The organism is Caballeronia sp. LZ035 (genome assembly GCF_031451175.1).
GTDB lineage: Bacteria > Pseudomonadota > Gammaproteobacteria > Burkholderiales > Burkholderiaceae > Caballeronia.
In genome coordinates this window covers 900378-923770 of record NZ_JARUXS010000002.1, presented here as the reverse complement: position 1 = coordinate 923770, position 23393 = coordinate 900378, and the positions used below count along the sequence as shown (strand labels likewise).

At 63.5% G+C, this 23393-nt stretch carries 23 protein-coding genes; 5 read left to right on the top strand and 18 right to left on the bottom strand.

From position 1 onward, the window contains the following. Positions 1-141: 141 nt before the first annotated feature. The 6 genes from QCE88_RS19765 to QCE88_RS19740 all read right to left on the bottom strand — a co-directional run bounded on the left by QCE88_RS19765 (position 142) and on the right by QCE88_RS19740 (position 7123). On the bottom strand, positions 142-771 hold the full coding sequence (locus tag QCE88_RS19765) for a c-type cytochrome (RefSeq protein WP_309905217.1): 630 nt from the start codon (positions 769-771) through the stop codon (positions 142-144). Beyond that, entirely contained in the window at positions 768-2717 is a 1950-nt protein-coding gene (locus QCE88_RS19760) for a thiamine pyrophosphate-dependent enzyme (protein ID WP_309905215.1), read from the bottom strand. The genes QCE88_RS19765 and QCE88_RS19760 overlap by 4 nt, the downstream gene beginning before the upstream one ends. 147 nt (positions 2718-2864) lie before the next feature. Beyond that, complete coding sequence (locus QCE88_RS19755; RefSeq protein WP_309905213.1) at positions 2865-3020, bottom strand: hypothetical protein; 156 nt, start codon at positions 3018-3020, stop codon at positions 2865-2867. A 129-nt stretch (positions 3021-3149) separates the two neighbouring features. After that, positions 3150-4145 carry a LysR substrate-binding domain-containing protein gene (locus QCE88_RS19750; protein ID WP_309905211.1) on the bottom strand — a complete coding sequence of 332 codons (996 nt, stop codon included), beginning with the start codon at positions 4143-4145 and terminating at the stop codon, positions 3150-3152. A gap of 195 nt (positions 4146-4340) precedes the next feature. Then, entirely contained in the window at positions 4341-5354 is a 1014-nt protein-coding gene (locus QCE88_RS19745) for a porin (RefSeq protein ID WP_309905209.1), read from the bottom strand. 536 nt (positions 5355-5890) lie between these two features. Further along, entirely contained in the window at positions 5891-7123 is a 1233-nt protein-coding gene (locus QCE88_RS19740) for a LysR substrate-binding domain-containing protein (RefSeq protein WP_309905207.1), read from the bottom strand. Positions 7124-7262: 139 nt separating this feature from the next. On the opposite strand from QCE88_RS19740, the gene QCE88_RS19735 reads away from it, so the two are divergent. The 4 genes from QCE88_RS19735 to QCE88_RS19720 all read left to right on the top strand — a co-directional run bounded on the left by QCE88_RS19735 (position 7263) and on the right by QCE88_RS19720 (position 11633). Continuing rightward, on the top strand, positions 7263-8114 hold the full coding sequence (locus QCE88_RS19735; protein ID WP_309905205.1) for an amidohydrolase family protein: 852 nt from the start codon (positions 7263-7265) through the stop codon (positions 8112-8114). A 27-nt stretch (positions 8115-8141) separates the two neighbouring features. After that, positions 8142-9041: a hypothetical protein gene (locus tag QCE88_RS19730; protein ID WP_309905203.1), complete on the top strand. Its 900-nt coding sequence runs from the start codon at positions 8142-8144 to the stop codon at positions 9039-9041. An 83-nt stretch (positions 9042-9124) separates the two neighbouring features. Continuing rightward, positions 9125-10480, top strand: a complete 1356-nt coding sequence (gene dctA, locus QCE88_RS19725; RefSeq protein ID WP_309905202.1) for a C4-dicarboxylate transporter DctA — start codon at positions 9125-9127, stop codon at positions 10478-10480. Positions 10481-10628: 148 nt separating this feature from the next. Continuing rightward, on the top strand, positions 10629-11633 hold the full coding sequence (locus QCE88_RS19720; RefSeq protein WP_309905200.1) for a porin: 1005 nt from the start codon (positions 10629-10631) through the stop codon (positions 11631-11633). Here QCE88_RS19720 and QCE88_RS19715 read toward each other — a convergent pair. The 3 genes from QCE88_RS19715 to QCE88_RS19705 form a co-directional block, all read right to left on the bottom strand. Beyond that, positions 11621-12847: an MFS transporter gene (locus QCE88_RS19715; protein ID WP_309905199.1), complete on the bottom strand. Its 1227-nt coding sequence runs from the start codon at positions 12845-12847 to the stop codon at positions 11621-11623. The genes QCE88_RS19720 and QCE88_RS19715 overlap by 13 nt on opposite strands. Before the next feature lie 10 nt (positions 12848-12857). Next, positions 12858-13187 carry a hypothetical protein gene (locus QCE88_RS19710; protein WP_309905196.1) on the bottom strand — a complete coding sequence of 110 codons (330 nt, stop codon included), beginning with the start codon at positions 13185-13187 and terminating at the stop codon, positions 12858-12860. 62 nt (positions 13188-13249) lie between these two features. After that, positions 13250-13702: a MarR family transcriptional regulator gene (locus QCE88_RS19705; protein WP_309905194.1), complete on the bottom strand. Its 453-nt coding sequence runs from the start codon at positions 13700-13702 to the stop codon at positions 13250-13252. A 198-nt stretch (positions 13703-13900) separates the two neighbouring features. Between QCE88_RS19705 and QCE88_RS19700 the strand changes: the two genes are divergently transcribed. Further along, positions 13901-14170, top strand: coding sequence for a DUF4148 domain-containing protein (locus QCE88_RS19700; protein WP_309905192.1), 270 nt, complete (start codon positions 13901-13903; stop codon positions 14168-14170). A 15-nt stretch (positions 14171-14185) separates the two neighbouring features. Here the strand turns inward: QCE88_RS19700 and QCE88_RS19695 are convergent, their stop codons facing one another. The 9 genes from QCE88_RS19695 to QCE88_RS19655 all read right to left on the bottom strand — a co-directional run bounded on the left by QCE88_RS19695 (position 14186) and on the right by QCE88_RS19655 (position 23390). Next, a complete protein-coding gene (locus QCE88_RS19695; protein ID WP_309906530.1) occupies positions 14186-15406 on the bottom strand; it encodes an MFS transporter in 1221 nt (406 codons plus the stop codon). Positions 15407-15463: 57 nt separating this feature from the next. After that, positions 15464-16339, bottom strand: a complete 876-nt coding sequence (locus tag QCE88_RS19690; RefSeq protein ID WP_309905190.1) for a phosphate ABC transporter substrate-binding protein — start codon at positions 16337-16339, stop codon at positions 15464-15466. 35 nt (positions 16340-16374) lie between these two features. Continuing rightward, positions 16375-17925, bottom strand: a complete 1551-nt coding sequence (locus QCE88_RS19685) for an acetolactate synthase large subunit (protein WP_309905188.1) — start codon at positions 17923-17925, stop codon at positions 16375-16377. Next, on the bottom strand, positions 17925-18782 hold the full coding sequence (locus tag QCE88_RS19680) for an aldolase/citrate lyase family protein (RefSeq protein WP_309905186.1): 858 nt from the start codon (positions 18780-18782) through the stop codon (positions 17925-17927). The genes QCE88_RS19685 and QCE88_RS19680 overlap by 1 nt, the downstream gene beginning before the upstream one ends. Positions 18783-18793: 11 nt before the next feature. Continuing rightward, positions 18794-19642, bottom strand: a complete 849-nt coding sequence (locus tag QCE88_RS19675; RefSeq protein WP_309905184.1) for an amidohydrolase family protein — start codon at positions 19640-19642, stop codon at positions 18794-18796. A 19-nt stretch (positions 19643-19661) separates the two neighbouring features. Continuing rightward, positions 19662-20687, bottom strand: coding sequence for an amidohydrolase family protein (locus tag QCE88_RS19670; RefSeq protein WP_309905182.1), 1026 nt, complete (start codon positions 20685-20687; stop codon positions 19662-19664). A gap of 21 nt (positions 20688-20708) precedes the next feature. After that, positions 20709-21680 carry an ABC transporter substrate-binding protein gene (locus tag QCE88_RS19665; RefSeq protein WP_309905180.1) on the bottom strand — a complete coding sequence of 324 codons (972 nt, stop codon included), beginning with the start codon at positions 21678-21680 and terminating at the stop codon, positions 20709-20711. A gap of 203 nt (positions 21681-21883) precedes the next feature. After that, positions 21884-22825, bottom strand: coding sequence for a LysR substrate-binding domain-containing protein (locus QCE88_RS19660; RefSeq protein WP_309905178.1), 942 nt, complete (start codon positions 22823-22825; stop codon positions 21884-21886). Between the two features lie 34 nt (positions 22826-22859). Continuing rightward, positions 22860-23390 (bottom strand): carboxymuconolactone decarboxylase family protein, encoded by a 531-nt coding sequence (locus QCE88_RS19655; protein ID WP_309905176.1) that lies wholly within the window; start codon positions 23388-23390, stop codon positions 22860-22862. Positions 23391-23393 lie beyond the last annotated feature (3 nt).

Below are 23393 nucleotides of genomic sequence, written 5' to 3'. Positions count from 1 at the left end.
TGGATTCGAATGATGTTCTGGACCGTCCAGCGATCCGGTTAGACGATCATCGAATAGCGCGTGTTTCCCGTCTATTGAAATAACCCGTGGGTGCGTTAACCAACTGGTAAATGCTTCGGGATCCGTATATGTGCGCTTCTGTCAGCGCAACTGCGCTACGTAGCGGGCCACGTCCCGCACATCTTCATCGTTCAGAACGTGCGGATACAGACGCGGCATGATGCCAGAGGGTTCGCGAATGCGCGCTTCGATGTCGCTGGTTCCGTAGCGGCTCGCGATACCGCGCAGTACGGGTCCCACACCGCCCTCGCCGCCCGCGCCGTGACATGCCGCGCAATTCGCCGCGTAAATGGATGCGCCGTGTCCCGTTGGCACCGATGCTTGCGCCGTCGGCGGCGCGCCGTCGTTGAGCAGCGCGAGGCTTTCGGCTGGAGGATTCGGAGGCAAGGAGGCGAGATAAGCGTGGATGCGGGCGATCTCGTCATCGGAGAGAATCCGCTTGCTGTAGACCGGCATCTCGCCCTTGGGATCGTGCACATAGGCCTGCATCGCGGACAACGCGATGGGATGCGGCGCGAGCGCAGGCCCGGTCGAAGCGCTGCCTTGCCCGAGCACGCCATGACATTCGTAGCAACCCTTCTGCATGAAGAGCGCACGGCCAGTTTCAATATCCGCGCTGGCATCGGCGCGTGCTTTCGGCATGGCGAGCACGATGAACGCAAGCGCCGTGATCAGCGAACGTGAATGGAAGGTCATCGCGGCGGCAGTCATCGAGGTTGGGTTAGCACATCGAGCAAGGCGGGCTTGCCGCTTCTGACCTGCGCCATCGCGCGCGTCAGGGCCGGGCCGAGATCGGCGGGACTGGAGATGGGGCCTTCCGCCCAGACACCCATGCTCTTCGCCATCGATGCGTAATCAATCGGCGGATCCTGCAACACGGTGCCGATGCGCCCGCGCTCCGGATGACGGTCACGCCGCCCCGCCATGCGCTGGATATGCATGGTCTCCTGATGCCACGCGCGGTTGTTGTGCATCACCATCAGCAAGGGCACCTGATGATGCGCCGCCGTCCACAGCACGCCGGGCAGCACCATCAGATCGCCGTCGGTCTGGATGCTGACCGCAATCCGCCCGGCATCGCGATGCGCGATCGCCGCGCCCACGGCAGCGGGCGCCGCATAGCCGACGCCATAGCCCCCGCCTGCGCCGATGAACTGATATGTCTTCGTAAAGTCCCACAGGCGATTCGGCCATTGGCTGCATGCGCCCGGCGGAGAAACGAGCGCCCAGTCGTCATGGCGGATGACGTTCCATACTTCCTGCGCGAGACGCGCCGTGCTGACCGGCGTGCCGTCCCACGCGTGCGTGGCGGCTTCCCGGGCGGCGTGCTGCATGCTGTCATGCGAGGCCCGCAGCGTCGCCGCACGGGCCTCGGCGACCGTGCGTTGCGCGGACGTCATCGTCGAACGGACAGCCTGCGTCAACGCGGGCATCGACGCTTGAGCATCCGCGCCGATGGGCAAGGCCGAAGCGTAATAGCGCTCTGCATCCTGCATGTTCGACTTGCCGTAGAGATAGGACGTCGAGATGCTGATAACACGCACATCAGGCTTCGCACGCCGCTTCGACGCGCGGCCGATCGTGTCCGGCACGCTCTGCGTCAGCCCCCAGACGTCGCCCACTTCGAGCGCGAGGATCACGTCCGCATCGGCCAGCAGACGCGCCTGCATCGACGAATGATTGAGGAAATGCCGCGTGGGGAAATTCATGCGGCCGAGCAGGTCGATCACCGGCGCATTGAGCGATTCAGCGAGCGCGACCAGCGACTCCAGGCCCGCCTGCGTGCGCACCGCGCGATCCGCGACGATGACGGGTGCCTTCGCCGCGCATAGCATCGTGGCGGCGGCTTGCAAGGCATCCGCGCTCGCGGCGGGCGGCAACACTTCGCGCAGCGGCGGCACGGCGATGCCATGCGGGTCCGCAATGGGTTGCTCCTGCAACTCCGCATCCGCGACGATCAGCACGGGCGCCATCGGCGGCGTGACGGACATCGTGTAAGCGCGCATGAACGATTCGGCGTAATGCTGGAGCGACACCGGATAGTCGTCGTACTTGGTGTAGTCGCGCACCAGCGCGCCGAGGTCCTGCGCCGTGTGATACCACTCGACACCCGGCCGGCGCTTGGTCGCGTCCGCGATATTGCCGGCGATGACCGTGATCGGCACGTGATCGCACCATGCGTTGTAAAGCGCCATCGACGCATGCTGCAAGCCCACCGTGCTGTGCACGAGACAGGCCATGGGCTTGCCCGCGACTTTCGCGTAGCCGTGCGCAATCGCCGCTGACGCTTCCTCGTGGGTGCATACGATCATCTGCGGATGCGTGTCGCCCGCGTAGTTCACGATCGACTCGTGAAGGCCGCGGAAGGTCGAGCCCGGCATCGTCGCGACATAGTCGATGCCCGCGATGCGCAGCAGGTCCACCATGAAATCGGAGCCCGGATTGCCGATGTGCGCGGCATCCGTGGCAGGCGCTTCGTCGAGCGACGGTGCAACGACATCGCTTTGCGCTTCCGCCGCAATCAGCGCCGACGATGGCTTGCTCACCGAAGGCCGCTGCGGCGCACTGGATGTCGGCGTGGCCACCGCAGGCTTGACGAGCGCCGCCGCTGTGCCGGTGATGAGCGCGTCCTTCAGAAAGGTACGTCGGCCTGTCATGCAGGATCTCCTTTTTATAATTTGTATCGTCGTTGTGTGATGGCCGTGCGTGCAGGCGTACGGAGGCCGGCCGCGAATGCGCGCGGCGGAGATTGAACTCTGGATGACTGGAACGGGAAGCGCTATCCGGACAGCGGATAGCGAAGGCTAGCGTCGCGGCTGGCTCAGATCGTCCATGCCGAAGATGTGGATCAACACCGGAAACTGTCCGGGCCAGGCACGCGCGAGTTCCTTCGTGGTGCGCGCCGCAATACCGCACCATGCGGCCGCGCGACGCCATACGCTCATCATGGGGATGGGCATCCGTCTGTCTCCTGTTCGGTGAAACGCCGGCGCGTCAACGCGCTCTTGATGCGAGTTCGATGAAGACATCATCGCGCCGCGTGCGTTTTCCGTCCATTGAATAAAAGGGCAGATGCCTTAACCTTTCGGTTAAGTCCCTTGACCGGACCCGGCATGCTCCGCCATCGCGGCAAGATCGGTTTCATCCCTGACATCGTTCGGCGGACATTCGCGTTCGAGGCATTGCAGGAGCAGCATCGCGCTGGGCGCGAGCGGCTTGTCGGCGCGCCAGATCACGCCCAGCGGCCGCGTGGCGAGGTTCACGTCGAGCGGCAGCACATGGAACGGGCTCGCCCCCGAATCGGGATAGATCATGTCCACGGTATGCAGCGCAATGGCGTCGTTGATCTGGATATAAGCGCGGATCAGATGCGTCGACAGGGTCTCGATGGTGTTCGACGGCATCGGCAGGCCATGGCGCGCCAGCGTGTTTTCGATCGGCTCGCGCAGCAGCGAACCCGAAGGCGGCAGGATCCACGGATAGTCCTTGAGGTCCGACCATTGCACGGTGCTTCGGCTTGCGAGCGGATGCTGCACGCCGGTCACGAGCTTGATCGGCGTGTTGATAAGCGCGCGTTCATGCAGTCCCACGGTGTCCGCGCGATTCGGCAGGCGGCCCACGATCATGTCGAGGTCGCCGCGCCGCAAGTCCTGCAACAGCCCGTTCATGCGGCCTTCGAGGATGGAGACGTTGGTCTGCGGCGCTTCCTGCTTCAGGCGCGCGAGGGCGCGGGGCATGAGGGTGGAGATGAGGGTCGGCAGTGCGCCCACATGCACCTTGCCGGCGCTGCCGGTCTGCAGCGCCTTGATCTCCTCGGCGGTCTGGCTCAGGCTGCTCAGCACGGCGCGCGCGTGCCGCACCACACATTCGCCATAGGCGGTGGGACGCAAGCCGTTGACGGTGCGCTCGAAGAGTTTCACGCCCAGTGCGCTTTCAATCTCGCCAAGCGCCTTCGATACTGCCGGAACCGTTATGTAAGAATTCGACGCCACTTGCCGCAAGTTGCGGAAGTCATAAATAGCGACGAGCAGGCGCAAATGACGCGCCTTCATGTTGACGCTCAAATACCAGTCCAGCTGACTCATAGTGTCTCCGATGCGCCCCGCGCATCGGACGATGACACGCTTCGGCGCTAGTCGTTCTGCGTGCGGCTTTCCGATCCCGCCGCTGCGCGATCCTCATGCCACTGTTGTTCTGCGGCGGTAAAGAATAACGCAGCAGGATAATGGAAACGACAGGGAACGTGCAGAACCGGCATCGGAGAGTCGCTGACCGCCTTATCAGAAGCCATGGTTGATCCCCACCGTGAACGCGAGTTGATGGGGCTGCTGGGTGGCGTTCAAGGTCTTGTTGGTGATGTAGGAACCAGAGAACTTCGTGTAGTCAAATTCGGCGTAGAGCACGGTTTGCTTCGACAGCGAATAGGCGATGCTCGCCAGTCCCTGACTGCGCTTGCCGCCCGTATTCGGCAAGTCCGTGATGTAGTACGCGGCGCCCAGGCGCGTGTACGGCGTCAACTGATAGGTCAGGCCGCCCCAGTAGTTGAGCGTGCGCACGTCGCGGTTCGGCGCGGCCACGTCGAGGTTATCGTTCATGTAGCCGCCGGCGAAGCGCACGTCGCCGAAGGTCAGCGCCGCGCCGAGCGTGTAATAGTTGTCCGGCTGGTAGGTCGTGCCTGAGAGCACCGAGCGATGGATATAAACGCCACCCACGTTCACCGGTCCCATCTTGTATTGCAGGCCCACGCCGCGCGCCGATCCCGCGTTGAAATCGCCCGCTACGCCGCCGAAGGAATTCTCCGCGCGGAAGCGGAACGGTCCATACGTGCGGCTGTACTTCACGTCGTTGTTGAAGCGCGTGCCCGCGGTCGCGGGCGTGAGCGGCGTGATGCCGGGATATTCGAAGTTGAAGGGATCGTAGTCGTAGATCACATCATGGGCGATGGTGTACTGGCGGCCGAAATCGAGCGAACCGAACCAGCCGCCCAGGCCAACATACGCACCCCGATTGAACGCCACGTTATTCGTGTTGTCGTACGCGCCGTTGCCGAGATTGAAACCGCTTTCGAGCCTGAAGTGTGCGTTGTACCCGCCGCCGAGATCTTCCTTGCCGATGAAATCGAGCCGGTTCGAGGTGAAGAAGCCATTCGAATTCATCGAATACTGGCTGCCCAGTCCGGTGTGCGTATAGCGAATGCCGCCATCCACCACGCCTGCGAGCGTGACATAGGATTGCGCGTGAGCCACGCCCGCGAACTGACAGGCGGCGAGAGTAATTATTAATTTCCTGATCATGGGATCTCTTCGATGAGGTGCGGTACTGCATTCCCAGACCGTCCATGCGACACGGACGGCCATGGGGCCGTCTGTCAGTCATTCGACGTGCTGCCCCGCTCTCTCTCTCGATGATCCTGTACAGGTCTCGTGCGCTTGCTTGCATGCATGGCTTGTCTCCAATATGGCGCCTTGTTTCAGGCTTCTTTTTTTGCGGGCGTGAGTGCCCCTCACCGCCTTGCCGGGCAGTGAATCCTGCGTTGATGCGGAATGGGGATGCGAAGGCCAAGTGCCTCCGCGAACGCACGTGTCAAGCTGTCAGCGTGCGATCTTGCGAAGCCCGTGCTTGTCTGCTCGTGAGGCTGAAACCGCTACATCCCTAGGCTCGTGGCTCAAGGCATGGACTTGCAACGGGGCTTGCAGCAAGTCGTCTGCGGCTTTCGATGCTTGCATCGTCTCATCGCGACCCGGCAGCGTCCATTGAATAAATTTCTCGACGCGTTAACCTTTGAGTAAAGGCATATGCCGAATTCAGTGCGGCAAGTGGACGACCCCGCTCATGCGGGCAGCCCGCATTCCTCGCGCAGGCATTCGATGAACGCCTGCTGCACGGCGGTGCCGAGCCAATCGCTTCGCACCGTGTAGCCTACGGCGCGATCCGCTTCGGGTGTCTTCAGTTCGAGCGCGACCATGTCGCTGCCGGGATAGGCCTCGCGTATCTGCGAGCGCGACAGCAAGGTGATGCAATCGCTCTCGACGAGCATCGCGATCATCATCGCGAGCGAACTCGTTTCAACCACGAGCGGCGGCGTGGCAGGCAGGCGCGCGAAGAGGCGGTCGATCACCGCGCGGCGCGGCACATTGCGCTGCGGCACGACCCAGTCGTAGTCGGCAAGATGGTTGGGCATGATCGACTTCTGACGCGCAAGCCGATGTCCCTTGCGCACCGCGACCACATACGGGTCCGCGAACAGCTCGGTTTCCTGCACCGCGCCGGTGAGGCGAGGCTCGCGCAAGCCGCCGACGATGATGTCGATGCCGCCCGCGCGCAGGTCGCGCAGCAGCGGCGCGTGCGAACCTTCGTCCACCGTGATGCGGGCCGCCGGATAACGTGCGCGCAGCCGTTGAATCACGCGCGCGACGAGTCGCGGCGGCAACAGCGGCAACACGCCGATGGCCACGCGCCCGGTGCGCTGGCCGCGCGCATAGGCGAGGTCTTCACTGGCCTGCGCGATCTCATACAGCGCGAGACTAAGCCGCCGCGCGAACTCGATGCCCGCGGGATTCGCCGCGACGCTGTGCACGCGCCGTCGATAGAGCGACACGCCCACGGTCTGTTCGATCTGTCGCGCGGCGCGATGCACGGCCGGCTGCGAGATGCCGAGTTGCTGCGCGGCCTCCGCTGCCGACCCGGCCTGCGCAATGGCGATGTGACAGCGCACCTGCGCATCCGTGAGGTGCCGGCAGATCGTCGCGCTCTGCGGGGACGGCTCGTCATGGCCGGCCAGGGCCGCGACTGCGCGCTCCATCTGATCGAGCATGCGCCGGGTGCGCCGTTGCAGGATGCGCCCTTCCGCCGTCAATTCGCTCCCGCCGAAGCCACGTTCGAACAGTTGGCCGCCGAAGCTTGCTTCCAGTTTGGCGATGGCAAGGCTCACTGCCGGCTGGGTGCGTCCGGCGCGCGCCGCTGCCTGTCCGATACCGCCCGATTCGCACACGGCATCGAACAGGAACAGGCGCCGCAAGCGCGTGAGATCGTCGCTCGACAGGTCGTCTTCACGGTTCGCCATGGCGTTCAACCCCTATGTGAAAACCCTTAGCTTAACCATAATTTATGCCCAAGCGCAAAGTTCATATTGAGGGATTCGCTCGCAACCGGCTTACAGTGACGTCCATTCCATTGCAAAAAGACATCCCTGGAGCCGTTTCATGTCCGTTGTCATCGACACTCACACTCACGCCATTTCCCCGGATACACAGCGTTTTCCGCTCGCGCCGGTTGGCGGCCACCAGTCCGAATGGTCTGCGAAGCGCCCCGTCAGTTTCGAAGGCCTGCTGGCCTCGCTCGACGAAGCCGGTATCGACCGTGCCGTGGTCGTGCAGGCGTCCACCGTGTACGGCAACGACAATAGTTATGTGGTGGAAGCGGTGCGCAGTCATCCGGATCGCTTCGCCGGCGTGTTTTCCATCGACGTGCTGGCGAACGACGCCGTCACGCAACTGCAACGCTGGCTCGACGCCGGCCTCTCCGGACTGCGTCTCTTCACGACGGGCAGCACGATGCCCGGGCAAGCGGGCTGGCTCGACGACGAACGCTCCTTTCCGGTGTGGGAATACGCGGAACGCCATGGGGTATCGATCTGTCTGCAAATGACGGCGCAAGGCATTCCCGCGCTGCTGAACATGCTCGCGCGCTTTCCGAAGATCCGCGTGTTGCTCGATCACCTTGCGCGTCCCGACCTCGCGGGCGGAGCGCCGTATGAGGCGGCCGCGCCGCTGTTCAGCCTTGCATCGCACGAGGGTGTGTATCTGAAGCTCACGAACCGCACGATCGCGGAAGCGTCGCGCGGCGCATCGACGCCGGAAGCCTTCTTTCCGCGTGTGCTCGACGCTTTCGGTGCACACCGTATCGCATGGGGCTCGAACTTCCCCGCTGCCGAAGGCGCGCTGCCGCAACTGCTCGCCGATGCGCGCGCCAGCCTCGCGATGTTGCCCAGCGATGCGCAGCAAGCCATCTTCGGCGGCACCGCGCTGACCGTTTATCCGGCGCTGGCCGCCTGAATCCGCTGTGAGACCGTGAGTCACGACATGCAACCGCTGCTGCTGAAAACCGCCCTGAAGACCTACCCGCACACGCGCGCCTTGAAGCGTGGCGAACTGACCGATCCGGCCGTGCAACTCGTGTTCGACGAGGTCGAGCCGATTCACGACGCGTTCGCGCCCATGGCGCGCCAGCAGGCTTATGACGTGAGCGAGCTGGCCATCGTCACGTATTTGCAGGCGAAGGCTTATGGCAAGCCGCTCATCCTGCTGCCCGCCGTCGTGGCCGCGCGGTTCCAGCAAGGCTGCATTATTTATAATGCGCGGCGCGGCAAGCTTGATATCGAACATTTGTCGGGCAAGAAGATTGGCGTGCGCACTTATACGCAAACCACCGGCATGTGGGTGCGCGCCATTCTCTCGGACACGTACGGCGTGCCGGTCGAAGCGAACGAATGGATCACCATCGAAGGGGCCCATCTCGAAGAGTATGCGGACCCGTCGTTCGTGCAACGTGCCGCGCCCGGCAAAAAACTGCTGCCGATGCTGCGGGCCGGTGAACTCGATGCCGCCATCCTCGGCAACGACCTGCCCGACGAAGCGGGTCTCGAACCGCTGATTCCGGATGCCGCGACGGCGGATCTCGCGTGGTACGCCGCGCATCGCTACGTGCCGATCAATCATGTCGTCGTCGTGACGCAAGCGCTGGCCGATGCGCATCCGCAAGCCGTGCGCGCCGTGTACGACCTGCTGTGCCGCGGCAAGGCCTCGGTGGCCGCGGAGAATGCCGGCAAACCCGACAAGCTGCTGTTCGGTTACGACGCATTGCGCGCGCCGCTCGAGGAAACGCTGGCCTTCTGCGAGGAACAAGGTCTGCTGCCGCGCAAGCTGACTGTCGATGAAATCTTCGCGGACAGCGAACGCATTCTGGGCGACGCGGCACGCTGAACCGCATCGCACACCGCCCTTTCACTTTATTTCATTTCTAGAAGCGAATTTTAATTCGCCACCCGCACCGCAAGGAGACATTCATGAGCTTGCCCGGCAAGGCCGTCACGCAACCCAGGAAACGCCGGCCGTTCTATCGCGACCTGTCCTTCCAGGTCCTTGCAGGCATGGCGCTCGGCATCGCCACAGGCTATCTGTTCCCGAAGTTCGGCATCAACCTGCAACCGGTCGGCGACGCCTTCATCCGCATCATCCAGATGCTGATCGGCCCGATCATCTTCTGCACGGTGTGCAGCGGCATCGCGGGCGTGAAGGACTTCAAGAAGGTGGGCCGCGTCGCCATCAAGGCGCTGTTTTACTTCGAAGTCGTCACGTCGCTCGCGCTGGTGCTCGGGCTGGTGGTGATCAACGTGCTGAAGCCGGGCGTCGGCATGAACGTGGACATGCACAGCGTGCATTCCGCCGCCGTCGATGCGTATGTCGCCAAGGCCCATCATGTCGTCACCACGAGCGAGTTCCTGCTCAACGTGATTCCGCACACCGCGTTCAGCGCGTTCTCGGGCGGCGACGTGCTGCAGGTGCTGTTCTTCTCGGTCCTGTTCGCGTTCGGCCTTGCCGCTATCGGCGACCGCGCGAAACCCGCGCTCGATTTCATCGACTCGGTCTCGGGCGCACTGTTCTGGGTGATCGGCCTGACAATGAAAATCGCGCCTATCGCGGCGTTCGGCGCCATCGCGTTCACGGTCAGCAAGTTCGGCTTCGGCACGCTGCTCTCGCTCGGCAAGCTGATCCTCGAGTTCTACCTGACTTGCGCGCTGTTCATCGTGCTGATCCTGTGGCCCATCGCCCGCGTGAACGGCTTCAGCCTGCTGCGGCTCATGCGCTATATCGGCGCGGAGTTGTTGCTCGTGATCGGCACGAGTTCCTCGGAAACCGTGTTCCCGCAATTGATCGACAAGCTGGAACGGCTGGGATGCGAACAGTCCGTCGTCGGTCTGGTGCTGCCGACGGCCTACACCTTCAATCACGACGGCACCTGCCTGTATTTCGCCGCTGCCGCCGTGTTCCTCGCCCAGGCCACCAACACGCCGATGGGCTGGCACGAGCAGCTCGTCCTGCTCGCGGTGCTGCTGCTTACCTCGAAAGGCGCGGCGGGCGTTTCCGGCGCGGCCATCGCGGTGCTCGCGGCCACGCTGGCTGCATCGAACACGATTCCTGTCGAGTCCATCGCGCTGATTCTCGGCATTCACAAGGCGATGTCGAGTGCGTTCGTCTTCACGAACATCATCGGCAACAGCGTGGCGACGATTGTCGTCGCGAACTGGGAGAAGGCCCTCGATCGCGTGGCCCTGACGCGCGAGCTGAAGTCCGGATTCCGTCCGTCCGACATGCAGATCGGACCGATCAAGCAAGCGAGCGGCGGCTCTGCCGGTCACTGACTGACCGCCGCCGGCATCGACTCGATCCCGGCGGATTTTTTCGGAAAGGACAGTTCCGAAAATAGTTAGTCATACCGATCGCAAAAAATTCTAATGAAGTTGGAGACACGTTGTGAAAAAGATAGCTTGGAAAAGGCTAGGACTCGGCTTGTCCGCAGCCGCCGGAATGGTGTCGGCATTGTCCGTGCATGCGCAGACGAGCGTGACGCTGTACGGCACCGTGGACGGCGGCATCCGTCATCAGACCAGTGCCGCCAAGGGTGGCGGTTCCGTCACCACGATGAACTCGAACGGTTACTACAGCTCGAACAAGCTCGGCTTTCGCTTGAAGGAAGATCTGGGCGATGGCTGGAACGCGCATGCCCAGCTGGAAAGCGGCTTCAACCTCGGTAACGGCCAGTTCGACAACACGGCCAACCGCGAATTCAACCGGCAGTCGTTCGTGGGCATCGGGCATCGGACGTACGGCTCGATCGATCTCGGCCGGCAGTACACGATCGCGCACGACATCATCAGCATTTACGACCCGTTCGGCTTTCATTTCACGCCGATCCTGCCGCTCACCGTCGCCTCCGACGGCACGCGCAACGACAACGACGTGAAGTACAAAAACCGGATCGGTTCGTTGCTGTTCGAAGCGGACAACTCGTTCGGCGGTGTCGCGGGGAACTTCAGCAGCGGCGCGGCGCGTGCCGTGGGCATGAGCTACGCGGCAGGCCCCGTGGCCGTGGGCGGCGTGTATGGACACCGCAATGTGCTGAACGGCACGCGTTACCTGGGTGACAGTTACTACATGCTCGGCACCAGCTATGCGATCGGACCGGTCAAACTGTCTGGCGGCTTCATGGCAGAAGACCTGCAAGACCCCGCTGCGCCGCATACAGTGACGAACAATGCGTTCGGCGGGCTGTCATGGACGGTGACGCCGTTTGTCGTGTTTCGCGGCGGTTACTACCAGACCAACGTCTCCACCGACAAGGCCGGACGCCGCAGCTTGTCTGTGTTGTCGCTGGCGTATCTGCTGTCCAAGCGCACGACGCTATATGCCGAAGCCGACTACACGTCCTATCGCCACGCTGTGGTCAGCACGCTGAACCCGGCCGGGGCGAACAGTCAGACTGCGTTCACCATCGGCATCGATCATCTGTTCTGAAGTGACATGCGCTGTTCACGCCGGATGCGGGACAGCGCATAGCCGCCGACCGATACGGCGGCGAACCCCGACAGCGCGCCTATCCCCAATGCCCAGCGCGGCCCCAGGTGATTGGCGACCCACCCGACCACCGGCGCGCCGATGGGCGTGCCGCCCAGCGCAATGGCCAGCCGCAGCGCCATGACACGCCCCCGCATCGCGGGCTCGGTCGAGATCTGCATCAGACTGTTCGTGGTGTTCGTGAAAGTGAGCGCCGCCACACCGATGACAACCAGCGCACCTGCGAACAGCCAGTAGGTCGGCGCAACGGCGGCGAGCGTACAGCCCACGCCGAACATGCCCGCTCCAGCCAGAATGGCGCCGAAGCGCGGTCGGCCGCGCCCCGCCGCGAGCAAGGCGCCCGAGATCGTGCCGATCGCCATGAACGACGAGAGCAGGCCGTAGCCGCGCGCGTCGGTATGGAAAACGCCGACGGCCATGGTCGATATGAAAATCGGAAAGTTGAGACCGAAGGTGCCGATCAGGAACAGCATGACGAGAATCGCCTTGAGATCAGGGCGTGACCATGCATAGCGGAAACCTTCGGACATGCCCTTCCGGGCGCGCCCGGCCCGCGCGCTTTCGCGCAGCTCGGACGTGCGGAACCACGACATCGAAACCAGCACGGCGACGAAACTGACACCGTTGACGAGAAACGCCCAGCCCGTGCCCACCGAGCCGATGACCAGCCCCGCCACCGCCGGTCCGATCATCCGTCCCGCGTTGAACGACGTGGAGTTGAGTGCGACCGCGTTGTGCAGGTCCGCGTCGCCCACCAGCGAGCCGACGAAAGTCTGCCGAACGGGCCCGTCGAAAGCCGATATACATCCGAACAGCAGCGCGAACACATACACATGCCACAGCACGACGACGCCGGTCACGGTCAGCACGCCCAGCGCCAGTGCCAGCGCGCCCATGGTCGCCTGGGTGAACATCAGCAGCTTGCGCTGGTCGTAGTGATCCGCCGCATAGCCCGTCCACGGCAGCAGGACGATCTGCGGCCCGAACTGAAGCGCCATGACCGTGCCGACCGCGGAGGCGTTGTGATGGGTCAACTGCGTCAGAACGAGCCAGTCCTGCGCGGTGCGCTGCATCCAGGTTCCGACGTTGGAGACGAGCGCGCCGGTCGCCCACAGGCGATAGTTGAAAACCTTGAGGGAACGGAATGCCTGCACTGCTTGAACCTCACGTCCGCGTAGTCATCCGGCCACCGTGGAAGCGGCCAAAGTGCGTAGCCAGGAACAAACCGATGGCCAGCATGCCGAGGCCGAATGCCAGGGCGTCGACGGTGTTGTGAAAATCGAAATGACCGACGTGACACACCAGCCCATAGCCGATGACGAGATTGAAGAAGCCCCACACCACATTCAACGTGGATGAGGAAAGCCCCTCGCCGGGCGGTGTCGCAAAGGGACTCTGGAACGCTTCGCCGCGTACGCCGCTGACCAGATGCGGCAACGCGTTGCAAAAAAAAACGCCACCGAAGAACCAGGCAATGAAATCAAGCCATTCCATTTTTTTTCAAACGCCTCGTGTATAGAGAGAGGCCTGCTGCCGACCTATGAAGACAAGCAGGCTCACGCGTCCACCAGCCGCGCGAGCAAGGCGACGGCCCCTGCGACTTGCGCCTGCTCGGTGGAAGACAGCCGCACGCGGATGGTGCGGGACAGCCAGTCCTGCCGCGCGCTGCGCCCTTTGCGGATCATCGTGAGGCTGGTTTTGGTGAGGGACAGGATGGTGCGGCGTCCATCGTCCGGGTCCGGCGTGCCCACGATATGCCCGCCGGCCATGAGCGCCGCAACCGCCGTTCCCATGGATTGCGTGCGAATGCCTTCGGCTTGTGCGAGTTCTGATACCGAGGCCGGGCCATCGCGTTCCAGACGCAGCAGCACGGCAGTCTGCGTGCCTGTCAGATCACCATAAGCCGACTGTGCGCGCATGTTGCGCTTCAGCCTGGATACGACGGAACGCAGCGCGGACGCGAGTTCGTCGGCGCTGTCGGGGGGTGAGCTTAGGGGTTGAGCTGCCATGGCGTCACTCTGGCACATGCAAAGCAAGCTGCCAAGTTAACTTACTAATTGACGCCAGACAAAAACCTGAACGCCCTTAACCAAACCCTCAACTCACACACCGAAAAATTCAATAGACTAGGTAATTACCCTAGGGTGAAATACGACCTGTCGCCGCCGAACAGTCACGCGGCTCTCATCACGCAGAAAGGTCAAATCATGAAACTCGCCATCCACGCCGTACTGGTCGCCGCCGCCATCCTCGTTCCCGCAGTTGCCTTCGCTCAGTCGAGCGAGCCGCTCACGCGCGCCCAGGTCCGGGCAGAACTCGTGCAACTCGAGAAAGCCGGCTACAACCCGCTCAGCAACTGCGACGGCAATTGCCCGGACAGCCTCCAGCGCGCCGAAGCTACCCTGATGCGCAGCCGGAATGACGCGGCTGCTGCCTACGGCCCGGCGTTCGACGGCACGCAGCAAGCCGGCCGATGAGCACCGGCGCTGCATTCAATGCAGCGCGTCGCGCGTGGCGAGCGGCTTGAACAGGCGGCTCCACGCGAGGCTCACGAGTATCGTCGCCACGCCGCCCGCGACCACTGAGCCGATCACGCCCAGCCCTGTCGCCGTGACACCGGATTCGAACTCGCCGAGCTGATTGCTTGCGCCGATGAAGAGCGTATTCACCGCCGCCACGCGTCCGCGCATGCGATCCGGTGTTTCCAGCTGGATGAGCGTCTGCCGCACGACCACGCTGATGGTGTCCGCGCCGCCCGAGACGGCCAGCAGGATGAGCGACAGCGGAAACCATTTCGATAGCCCGAAGCCGACGATGGCAACGCCATAGACGCCCACCGCCACCAGCAGCTTCTTGCCGACGCCGCTGGCAATCGACCGTCGTGACAGGAATACGCCGACACACAATGCGCCCACGGCGGGCGCCGAGCGCAGCAAGCCGAGCCCTTGCGGTCCTACATGCAGGACTTGCCGCGCATAGATCGGCAGCAACGCGGTGGCGCCGCCGAACAGCACGGCGAAGAGATCGAGCGAAATCGCACCGAGCAGAAGCGGATGGCTCCAGATGAAGCGCAGGCCTGCGAGGATCGAATCGGCGGTGACGGGTTCACGCGGCGGCGGCGTGTAGTCATAGCGCACGAAGCTGTACAGCAACGCGCTCAAGCAGAACAGCGCCGCACTGGTCAGATACACCGTGACCACGCTGACAGCGAACAGCACGCCACCCAGCGCCGGCCCGGCAATGACGCAGGTCTGCTGGACCACGGTGCTGAGCGCCATGGAGCGTGCGAGCAGCCTGGGCGGCACGAGCATCGGCAGGAGCGCCTGCTGGCCGGCCATCTGGAATGGCCTGATGGCGCCGAGCGCAAGCGACAGCGCCAGCAGCGCGTCGCGCGTGACATGGTGCGTGGAGGTCGCCGCCGTCAGCAGCGCTGCCGCCACGGCTTGCAGCGCGAGACATGCGGCGACCATCCGTCCCCGATGCAGGCAGTCCGCGCAATGACCGGCAACGAGCGTCGTGGCAAGCCCCGGCGCGAACTGGAACAGGCCCACGAGGCCGAGGTTCCACGCGCTCGATGTCAGGTCATACATGTGCCAGCTGATCGCCAGCATCAACATCTGCTGGGCCGTGATGGAGCCGATGCGCGCAATCAGGAAGCGCGTGAGCGGTGCGTGGCGCAGCAATGACGTCACGTCATCGGAACGGGTCTGCATGGCGGGTGATGGACTCATCTCTTGTATCGCGGAGCGCAGCCGCTCACGAACCTCGTGTCAACCGAGGCTGCCGGTCACGTCGTCGAAGAGCTCGTCCACGGACAAGCGCCGCGGAATGATCTTCTGGTCGAGCGCCCAGTCCGCCGCGAGTTGCAGACCCTTGCGGTTCGCCTCCAGTCCGAGCGGAGGGAACGCGGCCGGAACGTTCTCCGCAGCCGCGCGGCTCTCCGCCACCATGCGATACAACTCGCGCACGATGTCCGGCCGCTCCTTCGACAAGCGCTCGTGCACCACGAACATGTGATTGATCGGCACGACGCCCGTGCGCGCGAACCAGTCTTTCGCGGCGTTCTGCGCATCGGGCACGAGTGTACGCACGCGTTCGTCCTTGGGCATGTCTTCACCCAATAACGCCGCCGTCAGTTCGCCGTCCATCATCATCTGCGGAATGGACGAACCGGCCGGCAGACGCTGGCAGTTCGAAGGATCGCTGTATTCGGCGAGGTGGCCGTCGCCGAGCGTCATCCACGTGACCTTGTCGAGATCGACGCCGTATTCATGGCGCAGGATGCCGCGAATCCACAGCGCGGTGGTCTGCGTGTAGGTGCGCACGCCAACCTGCTTGCCCTCGATATCCTTCGGATCAAGATGACCAAAGTCGAGGTTATAGCCTGCGCAATGATGCTGGAAGCGTCCCGAGATCGGCGCGGGCAGCAGGACATAAGGCTTGCCATAGGCCTTCGCTTGCAGGAAGGTGACGATGGCGAGTTCGCCGGCATCGAACCTGTTCTCGCGCACCATCGCCTTGAAGCCATTGTGCGCGGGCGTCGGTCCGCAGTAGTCCAGCGTCATGAGGTCGGACTTCACGCGGCCGTCGCGCATGGCCTTCGTCACGCCGTATTCGGCGAGATTGACGCGCAGCGTTGTTGTCATGGTGTGTGCTCCTTCTTGCTTGTATCGTGATGAGTTCAGAGGCGCACTTCGATCAGGCAAGGTCCGTCCGCGTGCGTCGAATCGGTCAAGGCCTTGTAGAAGCCCTCGGCCGTCTCGACCGCCACTGCCGGCACGCCCATGCTCTTCGCCATCGCGAGCCAGTCGATGCGTGGCTTGTCGATATCGATCATCGACAGTGCCCGCTCACCCGGCGCACCCGCACCCATGTTCGCGTACTCGGCCTTGAGAATCGCGTAGCTGTTGTTGGCGAAGATGATCGTCGTGACGTTCAGGCTTTCGCGTGCCTGCGTCCACAGCGACTGGATGGTGTACATCGCGCTGCCGTCGCCGACCATGCAGAACACGCGGCGGTCGGGACACGCCAGCGAAGCGCCGGTCGCCACCGGCGTTGCATAGCCGATCGAGCCGCCCATGTTGTTGATGAGATCGTGCGGACGCGCGCCCATCGTGAGGTTCATCGACTCGCGCCCGGTCGTCAGCGATTCATCGACGACGATGCAGTGCTCGGGCAAGGCTGCCGCCAGCGCATGCGCGATGCTGGCCGGATTGAGCGCGCCCGTGGGAACCGGCGTCTCGATACGCGCTTGCAGCAACGCCGCCGTGCCGGATGCACCGAGTTCCTGCAACAGCATGTCGAACGCGAGTTCGCTGTCTTCGTCGGCTTCGACGAGCGCATGCACCAGCGTGCCTTCGGGTTTCAGCAGACTCGGCTTGTCCGGATACGCGAAGAACGCCACCGGCTCGCGCGTCTCCACCGTGATGATGTGCCTGAAGTCCTTGAGGAACGCCGTGGCCTGCGCAACCGCATACGGAATGCGCGCGAGCGGCACGCGACCCGCACCCCGTTCGATGCGCGCCGTGAAGAACTGCGACCCCAGCACCGCGCCGGTCGCAGCGGCGACACGGCCGGCCTTTTCCAGCGCCACGCCGCGTGTGGCCTTGTTGGCGAGAACGATCAGCGCGGGTTCGCCCGAGCGAAGCACGCGGGCAATGTGCTCGATGCGTTGCGCAGACGGCGCCTTGCGGCCCGCCGGAAGCGCGGGCAACGCTTGCGGCGCAGCGCCGGCTTGCTGCCAGGACGTGTCGCCCGGGAGAATCAGTGTTGCGATCTGCCCCGGATGCTCGCTTGCCTTGGCAACCGCCTGCGCGGCGTCCCATGCAATGGTGTCCGCGGATTCGGCACGCCGCACCCAGTGGCTCAACGGCCGCGCAAGCCCTTCGATATCCGAGGTCAGCGGCGGATCGTACTTGAGATGCGACACCGAATGCTCGCCGACGACATTGACCATGCCCGACGACGCACGCTTCGCGTTGTGGATGTTCGCAAGACCATTCGCCAGGCCCGGTCCGAGATGCAGCAAGGTGGACGCGGGCGTGTCCTTCATGCGATACCAGCCATCGGCGGCACCCGTGGCCACGCCTTCGAACAGGCACAGCACGCTGCGCATGCGCGGGTTGTTGCCGAGCGCGGCAAGGAAGTGCATCTCCGAGGTGCCCGGATTCGCGAAGCAGATGTCGACGCCTTCATCAACCAGCGTCGCGACGAGACTTTCGGCGCCGTTCATCAGTAGCCTGCCAGTTCGCGTGCGAGACCGACGACGCCATACGTGCGTGCCGGCGCCGACATCAGGAAGCGATAACCCTCTTCCTGCAAGCGACGATGATTCTTCGCGGTCACATGCGGATTGCCGACCACCACGTTGTGCTTGTGACAAGTGTCGGCAATCTGACGCATCGCGGCAACCACTTCAGGATGTTCATACTGACGCGGCAGCCCCAGCTCCTGGCTCAGGTCGCCCTCACCGATCAGAATGAAGCCGATGCCCGGCACGTTGGCGAGGATGTCGTCGAGATTCTCGATAGCCTGCGTGCTCTCGCACATCAGGCCCACGAGAATCTCGCCTTGCGGCGCGAGCGGCCAGACATCGGCCTTCTCGTAGTACTGCTGCATCGAGAGGCCCCAGTAGCGCGCGGCATTCGCGGGACCGTCGCCGCGCACGCCCTTCGGTTCGTACAGCGGCGCGTTCTTCGGCCGCGCATAACGGCACGAGGCCACGGCGTTATAGGCCTGCTCGACCGTCGCCACGTGCGGCCAGATCACGCCATATGCGCCGCGGTCCAGCACCTGCTTGGCGAAGCTCTGGTTCATCTCCACGCCGTTCGCGGGGATGCGCGCCAGCGGCGTCACCTTGGGTGCAACCGATCCGGATTCGGCGATCTGCTTGCGGCTCAACATGTACTGGAAGGCATCACCGAGTGCGGCCACGTCGTACGGGTTGTGCTCCATCTCGAAGACGATGCCGTCATACGGCGAATCGCTCATTTCGATGGCGGTCTGCTTGTCGAGCTTCGCGAACGCCGCGTGCGCGGCCTTGCCCGATTCGAAGGCGCGGATGATGCTGTTCAGGCGGGTGTCTGACATGTTGGTCTCCCTTATTGGCTCAATGCCGGATAGAGCTTCTGCGCGGTCATGCCGAAGATCCATGTGCGATCTTCTTCGCTGAGGCACGCGAGCCCTTGTTGGGCCGTTGCGAGAATCTCGCCGAGCGTGCCGGGCGACGTCGGAAAGTTCGAGCCCCATGCGAGGCGTTGCGCGCCGAATGCCTCGACCACGCGCGGGAAGAACGTCTCCGCGCTGGCCTTCTCCTTCTTCACGTCGCCGAAGATGCGCGGCGTGAGCTTCATGTACACGTTCGGCAAGTCGCGCAACTCGAACAGTCCTGCTGCGTTTGCATACGGCGGGCCGTCGAGGACATCGGGCCGCGCGAGGTGATCGAGAATGATGTTCACGCCGGGATACTTCTCGGCGAGCATGCGCACTTGCGGTAGGCCGACCGGACCCGTCTGGATGCACATCGGCAGCTTGAGTTCGGCGAGCATCTCCCACGCCTTGAACGACTTCGGGTTATCGAGTTCGCTCGGGTCGAAGTCCTTGGTGGAGCCGCCCGTGAAGATGCGCAGGCCGGCGAGGCCCTTGTCGGCCCAGCCCTTGATGACAGTGGCTACGTCGTCGGCCAGCATGTCGACGGAACCTACCGCGATAAGCCGGTCCTTGTACTGGTTGCAACCGTCCACCACGTAGCTGTTGTCGAACCCATAGGTCGTCGACGAATGCACGACCGCGGCCTTCGCGACGCCTGCCTGATCCATCGCCGCGATCAGCGCCTCGACGGTGTTCGGCCGCTTCTGCGACCAGTCCGAGCGCTTGCCGAACAGCGGCGCCGGCGGATAGCGCTTCTCGTCGTCCGAGATGATGTGCGGATGAATGTCGATGATGTTCATGTCTTCATTCCTCGTCCGGTCACAGGCCACGCGCCTTGAGTTGCTGGTCCAGGCGCGGATAGACGCGGCGCGCGTTGCCTTCGAAGATCGCGTGGCGATCCGCGTCGCTGAGGGCTTCGCAGGCGTCGATATAGCGCTTCGTATCGTCGAAGTACTCGCCGGTGTCCGGATCACGCCCGCGCACCGCGCCGATCATCTCCGAACCAAACATGACGTTGCTCGTCGGCACGACCTTGGTCAGCAGTTCCACGCCCGGATGGTGATAGACGCAGGTATCGAAGAAGATGTTGTTGAGCAAGCCTTCGAGCGGACGCTTGGCGATTTCCAGCGACATGCCGCGATAACGTCCCCAGTGATAAGGCACCGCACCACCGCCGTGCGGAATCACCAGGCGCAGCGTCGGGAAGTCCTTGAACACATCGCCTTGCAGCAACTGCATGAACACCGAGGTATCCGCGTTCAGATAGTGCGCGCCCGTCCCGTGATGGCACGGATTGCACGAGGCCGCGACGTGGATCATGGCGGGCGCGTCGAGGTCGCACAGCGCTTCATAGACCGGATACCATTCGCGGTCCGTCATCGGCTTGCCGGTCCAGTAGCCGCCGCTCGGATCCGGATTCAGATTGCAGCCGACGAAGCCCATCTCCTCGACACAGCGGCGCAGTTCGGGCACCGAGTTCTTCGGCGGCGCTTTCGGCGATTGCGGCAGCTGGCACACCGGCGCGAAGTTCTCCGGGTACAGGTCGCAGACGCGCCGCACCAGATTGTTCGATACCTCGGCCCATTCGAGACTCGTGCGCTCGTTGCCGAGGTGATGGCTCATGAGGCCCGCGATGGGCGAGAACAACGTAAGGTCACCGCCGCGTTCCTGTTGCAGACGGAGCTGACCGTTGCCGACGCCTTCGCGGATGTCGTCGTCGGACACATGCGCGCCGGAGAGCGGCGGCGCGTTGGCGGGGTCGTCGGCGGCTGCGATCTGCTTGGCGCGCCAGTCGCGGAAAGAAGCGGGGACGGTCGTGAAGTGACCGTGACAGTCGATGATCATGTTCCTGGCCTTACGTGTGGTTTAGACGCGGGGATCGACGAACAGCTCGTTCATGGACATGCGGCGCGGCGTCAGGCCTTGCTTGAACGCAGTCGCTTCGAGCGCTTCGATGGTCTTGCGGTTTTCTTCCACGCCATACGGCAGCGGATCGTTGCCGACGATCTTCTGCAGCTCGATGTACTTCTTGTTCTTCTTGTCGTTCAGTTCGCCCGCGTTGAGCTTGGCGAGCCAGTCCTGCTTGGCCTTGTCGAAGGCGTCGTAGAGCGACTTCGCCACCCACGGATGCTCGGCCAGCACCGAATCCTTGACGACGATGGTGCCGTGCATCGGGTACACGCCCGTGCGCGCGTAGTACTCGGATTCGAGTTCAGCCGCATTCGGGAACATGTCGGGATAGTCGGCTTCGACTTCCTTCCAGCCGCCCGTCGGGTCGCCGGTGCGGCCGATGCCTGCGTTGCCGTGGAAGCCCGCAACCAGTTCGCCGTTGGCCATCATGTCGGCAAGCGAGGTGCCCTTCGGTGCATGGATCACGTTCGGCGGCAGCTTCAGTTGCGTGACGTGCTCTTCGTCATCGACGACCCAGGTGACCTTGGAGGGATCCAGACCGAACTCGTCGATCAGCACCTGGCGCGTCCACGCGCCGGTAGTCACCGAATATGCGCGCACGCCGACCTTCTTGCCTTCGAGATCCTTCGGCGTCTTGATGCCCGCATCCGGACGCACCAGCAGACCCGAATGATGGAAGCGGCGCACGACGAAGATCGGCAGCGCGACGAACGGCGCGCCATACGCACGAGCGATGATGTAGGTGGTCGGCGCGAGTTCGCAGACATCGAATTCGACGTCGCGCACCATGCGGCGGAACGCGCCGATCTGCGGCTGGACCGTGATGAATTCCGCGTCGACGCCTTCGATCGGAATGGAGCCGTCGCGGATGGCCGAGGTATGCGGATGCTCGGCGATCGCGAGCTTGAGATGGACTTTCTTGGTCACTGGAGTCTCCTGGGAGGATTGATCGTGCGAGGCAAGCTCGTGTCGGTGCCGACATGATCTTTCGAGACGCCCTGCTCCGTCTATTGAATAAAGAAGCAAGGGGCTTAACCGTTTGGTAAAGAGTGGGGCTGCGCGCAGCCGATACGGAACCCTAACTAATTGGGCGACAGAAAACCGAAAACACGTTGCCGTGCTTTCGGCAGTCAGGCCTTGGCGCTTTGCAGCTGTTGCGCGGCTTCTTCCAGACACGCGACCATGAGTTGCGCGCTCGGCGTCAGGCCGCGGTTGCGGTTCCAGAGCACGCCGGAGGGGCGCAACAGCCGGGGCAGGCTCAAGGGCAGCGCATACAGGGGTTGCGTGGGATCGTTCGTGGGCGTGCCCACCATGACCGCAATGAAGTCCGAAATCTGTAGATGCGCCCGCGTCACATGAACGGACAGGGTCTCGATGTAGTTGTTCGTCAGCGGTACGTCATGCGCTCTCAGTGTGCGTTCGAGTGAATCACGCAGGATCGAGTTCTGTGGCGGCAGGATCCACGGATAGGGAAGCAGGTCGGACCACTTGATTGTCTTCGCCCGCGCCAGTGGATGATGCCGCCCGGTCATCAGCGTCACGGGTTCTTCCAGCAGCGGCTTTTCCTCGAAGCTGCCGAGCGTATCGGGCGCGGGCAAACGCCCGACGATCAGGTCGAGACGCCCCTGCCACAACTCCGGCAGCAACGCGCCGCGCGTGCCTTCCACGACTCTCACGTTGGTGCCCGGCGACTTGTTCTTCAACAGGTTGAGCGCGAGCGGCAGCAGCGCGGACGCTGACGCGGGCAACATGCCGATATGCACCTTGCCCTCGGTGCCTGCACTCAGCGCCTTCATTTCATCGCGCGCCTGATGCAGGATGGTCAGCATTTCGCGCGCGTGTCGAATGAGGCACTCGCCATGCGGCGTGGGCACGAGCCCTTGCGCCGTGCGCGCGAACAGCGTAAGGCCGAGCCCCCGTTCCAGCTCGGCCAGCGACTTCGATACCGCCGGCATCGTGACATGGGTGACTTCCGCCACCTGAGTCAGATTGCGATAAGTATCGATGGTCACGAGCAGGCGCAGATGTCGCGCCTTGAGATTCACTTGCAGATAGCCGTCGAGTTCCGACACGATCTTTCTCCTACTGCCTCATTACCTGAGTCGTTCAGTCTTTGGGCTGCAATGCATGCAAGGTCATGCCGAGCGAGATCGACGTGAAATAACCGATCGTGACGAGGAGTTCGGCGATCACTGCCCGGCCCAACTCAGCATCGTACTTGGCAAAGCGCGCATCGTCGACCGCACCGCCCGCGAGCAGCGCGCTCACCGCGTCGCATACGAGCGCAGGACGCCCCTCTTCCGCCTCAGGCGTGCGCCGCTCCAGGATCGCGGCGACCACCGTCTCGGGGACGCCCGCCTTCAGCGCGTGCCGCCGATGATTCGCGATCACATACGGCGCATTCCAGAACACGGCGGTGGCCAGGATCGCCACTTCGGTTTCCGCTTCGCTCAGCACGGGCGAATGATCCACATGCGTGCCGATGATCTCCATTCCTTCGGCCAGACGCGGGTTGTGCAGCCAGATGTTGAACGGCGTGGGAATCCGCCCGCGTCCTGCGCCCAGTTGCGCGATGACCCGCTGCTGATGGTCGCTGGCCTGCTGCGCGTCGATGCGCGCCAGTCGGTCTTGCGTCATGCT

What these genes read in the sequence shown, in the direction of transcription:
- QCE88_RS19765 (WP_309905217.1), bottom strand. Translation starts at nt 771, where the DNA reads ATGACTGCCGCCGCGATGACCTTCCATTCACGTTCGCTGATCACGGCG.
- QCE88_RS19760 (WP_309905215.1), bottom strand. Translation starts at nt 2,717, where the DNA reads ATGACAGGCCGACGTACCTTTCTGAAGGACGCGCTCATCACCGGCACA.
- QCE88_RS19755 (WP_309905213.1), bottom strand. Translation starts at nt 3,020, where the DNA reads ATGCCCATCCCCATGATGAGCGTATGGCGTCGCGCGGCCGCATGGTGC.
- QCE88_RS19750 (WP_309905211.1), bottom strand. Translation starts at nt 4,145, where the DNA reads ATGAGTCAGCTGGACTGGTATTTGAGCGTCAACATGAAGGCGCGTCAT.
- QCE88_RS19745 (WP_309905209.1), bottom strand. Translation starts at nt 5,354, where the DNA reads ATGATCAGGAAATTAATAATTACTCTCGCCGCCTGTCAGTTCGCGGGC.
- QCE88_RS19740 (WP_309905207.1), bottom strand. Translation starts at nt 7,123, where the DNA reads ATGGCGAACCGTGAAGACGACCTGTCGAGCGACGATCTCACGCGCTTG.
- QCE88_RS19735 (WP_309905205.1), top strand. Translation starts at nt 7,263, where the DNA reads ATGTCCGTTGTCATCGACACTCACACTCACGCCATTTCCCCGGATACA.
- QCE88_RS19730 (WP_309905203.1), top strand. Translation starts at nt 8,142, where the DNA reads ATGCAACCGCTGCTGCTGAAAACCGCCCTGAAGACCTACCCGCACACG.
- dctA (WP_309905202.1), top strand. Translation starts at nt 9,125, where the DNA reads ATGAGCTTGCCCGGCAAGGCCGTCACGCAACCCAGGAAACGCCGGCCG.
- QCE88_RS19710 (WP_309905196.1), bottom strand. Translation starts at nt 13,187, where the DNA reads ATGGAATGGCTTGATTTCATTGCCTGGTTCTTCGGTGGCGTTTTTTTT.
- QCE88_RS19705 (WP_309905194.1), bottom strand. Translation starts at nt 13,702, where the DNA reads ATGGCAGCTCAACCCCTAAGCTCACCCCCCGACAGCGCCGACGAACTC.
- QCE88_RS19700 (WP_309905192.1), top strand. Translation starts at nt 13,901, where the DNA reads ATGAAACTCGCCATCCACGCCGTACTGGTCGCCGCCGCCATCCTCGTT.
- QCE88_RS19695 (WP_309906530.1), bottom strand. Translation starts at nt 15,406, where the DNA reads ATGCAGACCCGTTCCGATGACGTGACGTCATTGCTGCGCCACGCACCG.
- QCE88_RS19690 (WP_309905190.1), bottom strand. Translation starts at nt 16,339, where the DNA reads ATGACAACAACGCTGCGCGTCAATCTCGCCGAATACGGCGTGACGAAG.
- QCE88_RS19685 (WP_309905188.1), bottom strand. Translation starts at nt 17,925, where the DNA reads ATGAACGGCGCCGAAAGTCTCGTCGCGACGCTGGTTGATGAAGGCGTC.
- QCE88_RS19680 (WP_309905186.1), bottom strand. Translation starts at nt 18,782, where the DNA reads ATGTCAGACACCCGCCTGAACAGCATCATCCGCGCCTTCGAATCGGGC.
- QCE88_RS19675 (WP_309905184.1), bottom strand. Translation starts at nt 19,642, where the DNA reads ATGAACATCATCGACATTCATCCGCACATCATCTCGGACGACGAGAAG.
- QCE88_RS19670 (WP_309905182.1), bottom strand. Translation starts at nt 20,687, where the DNA reads ATGATCATCGACTGTCACGGTCACTTCACGACCGTCCCCGCTTCTTTC.
- QCE88_RS19655 (WP_309905176.1), bottom strand. Translation starts at nt 23,390, where the DNA reads ATGACGCAAGACCGACTGGCGCGCATCGACGCGCAGCAGGCCAGCGAC.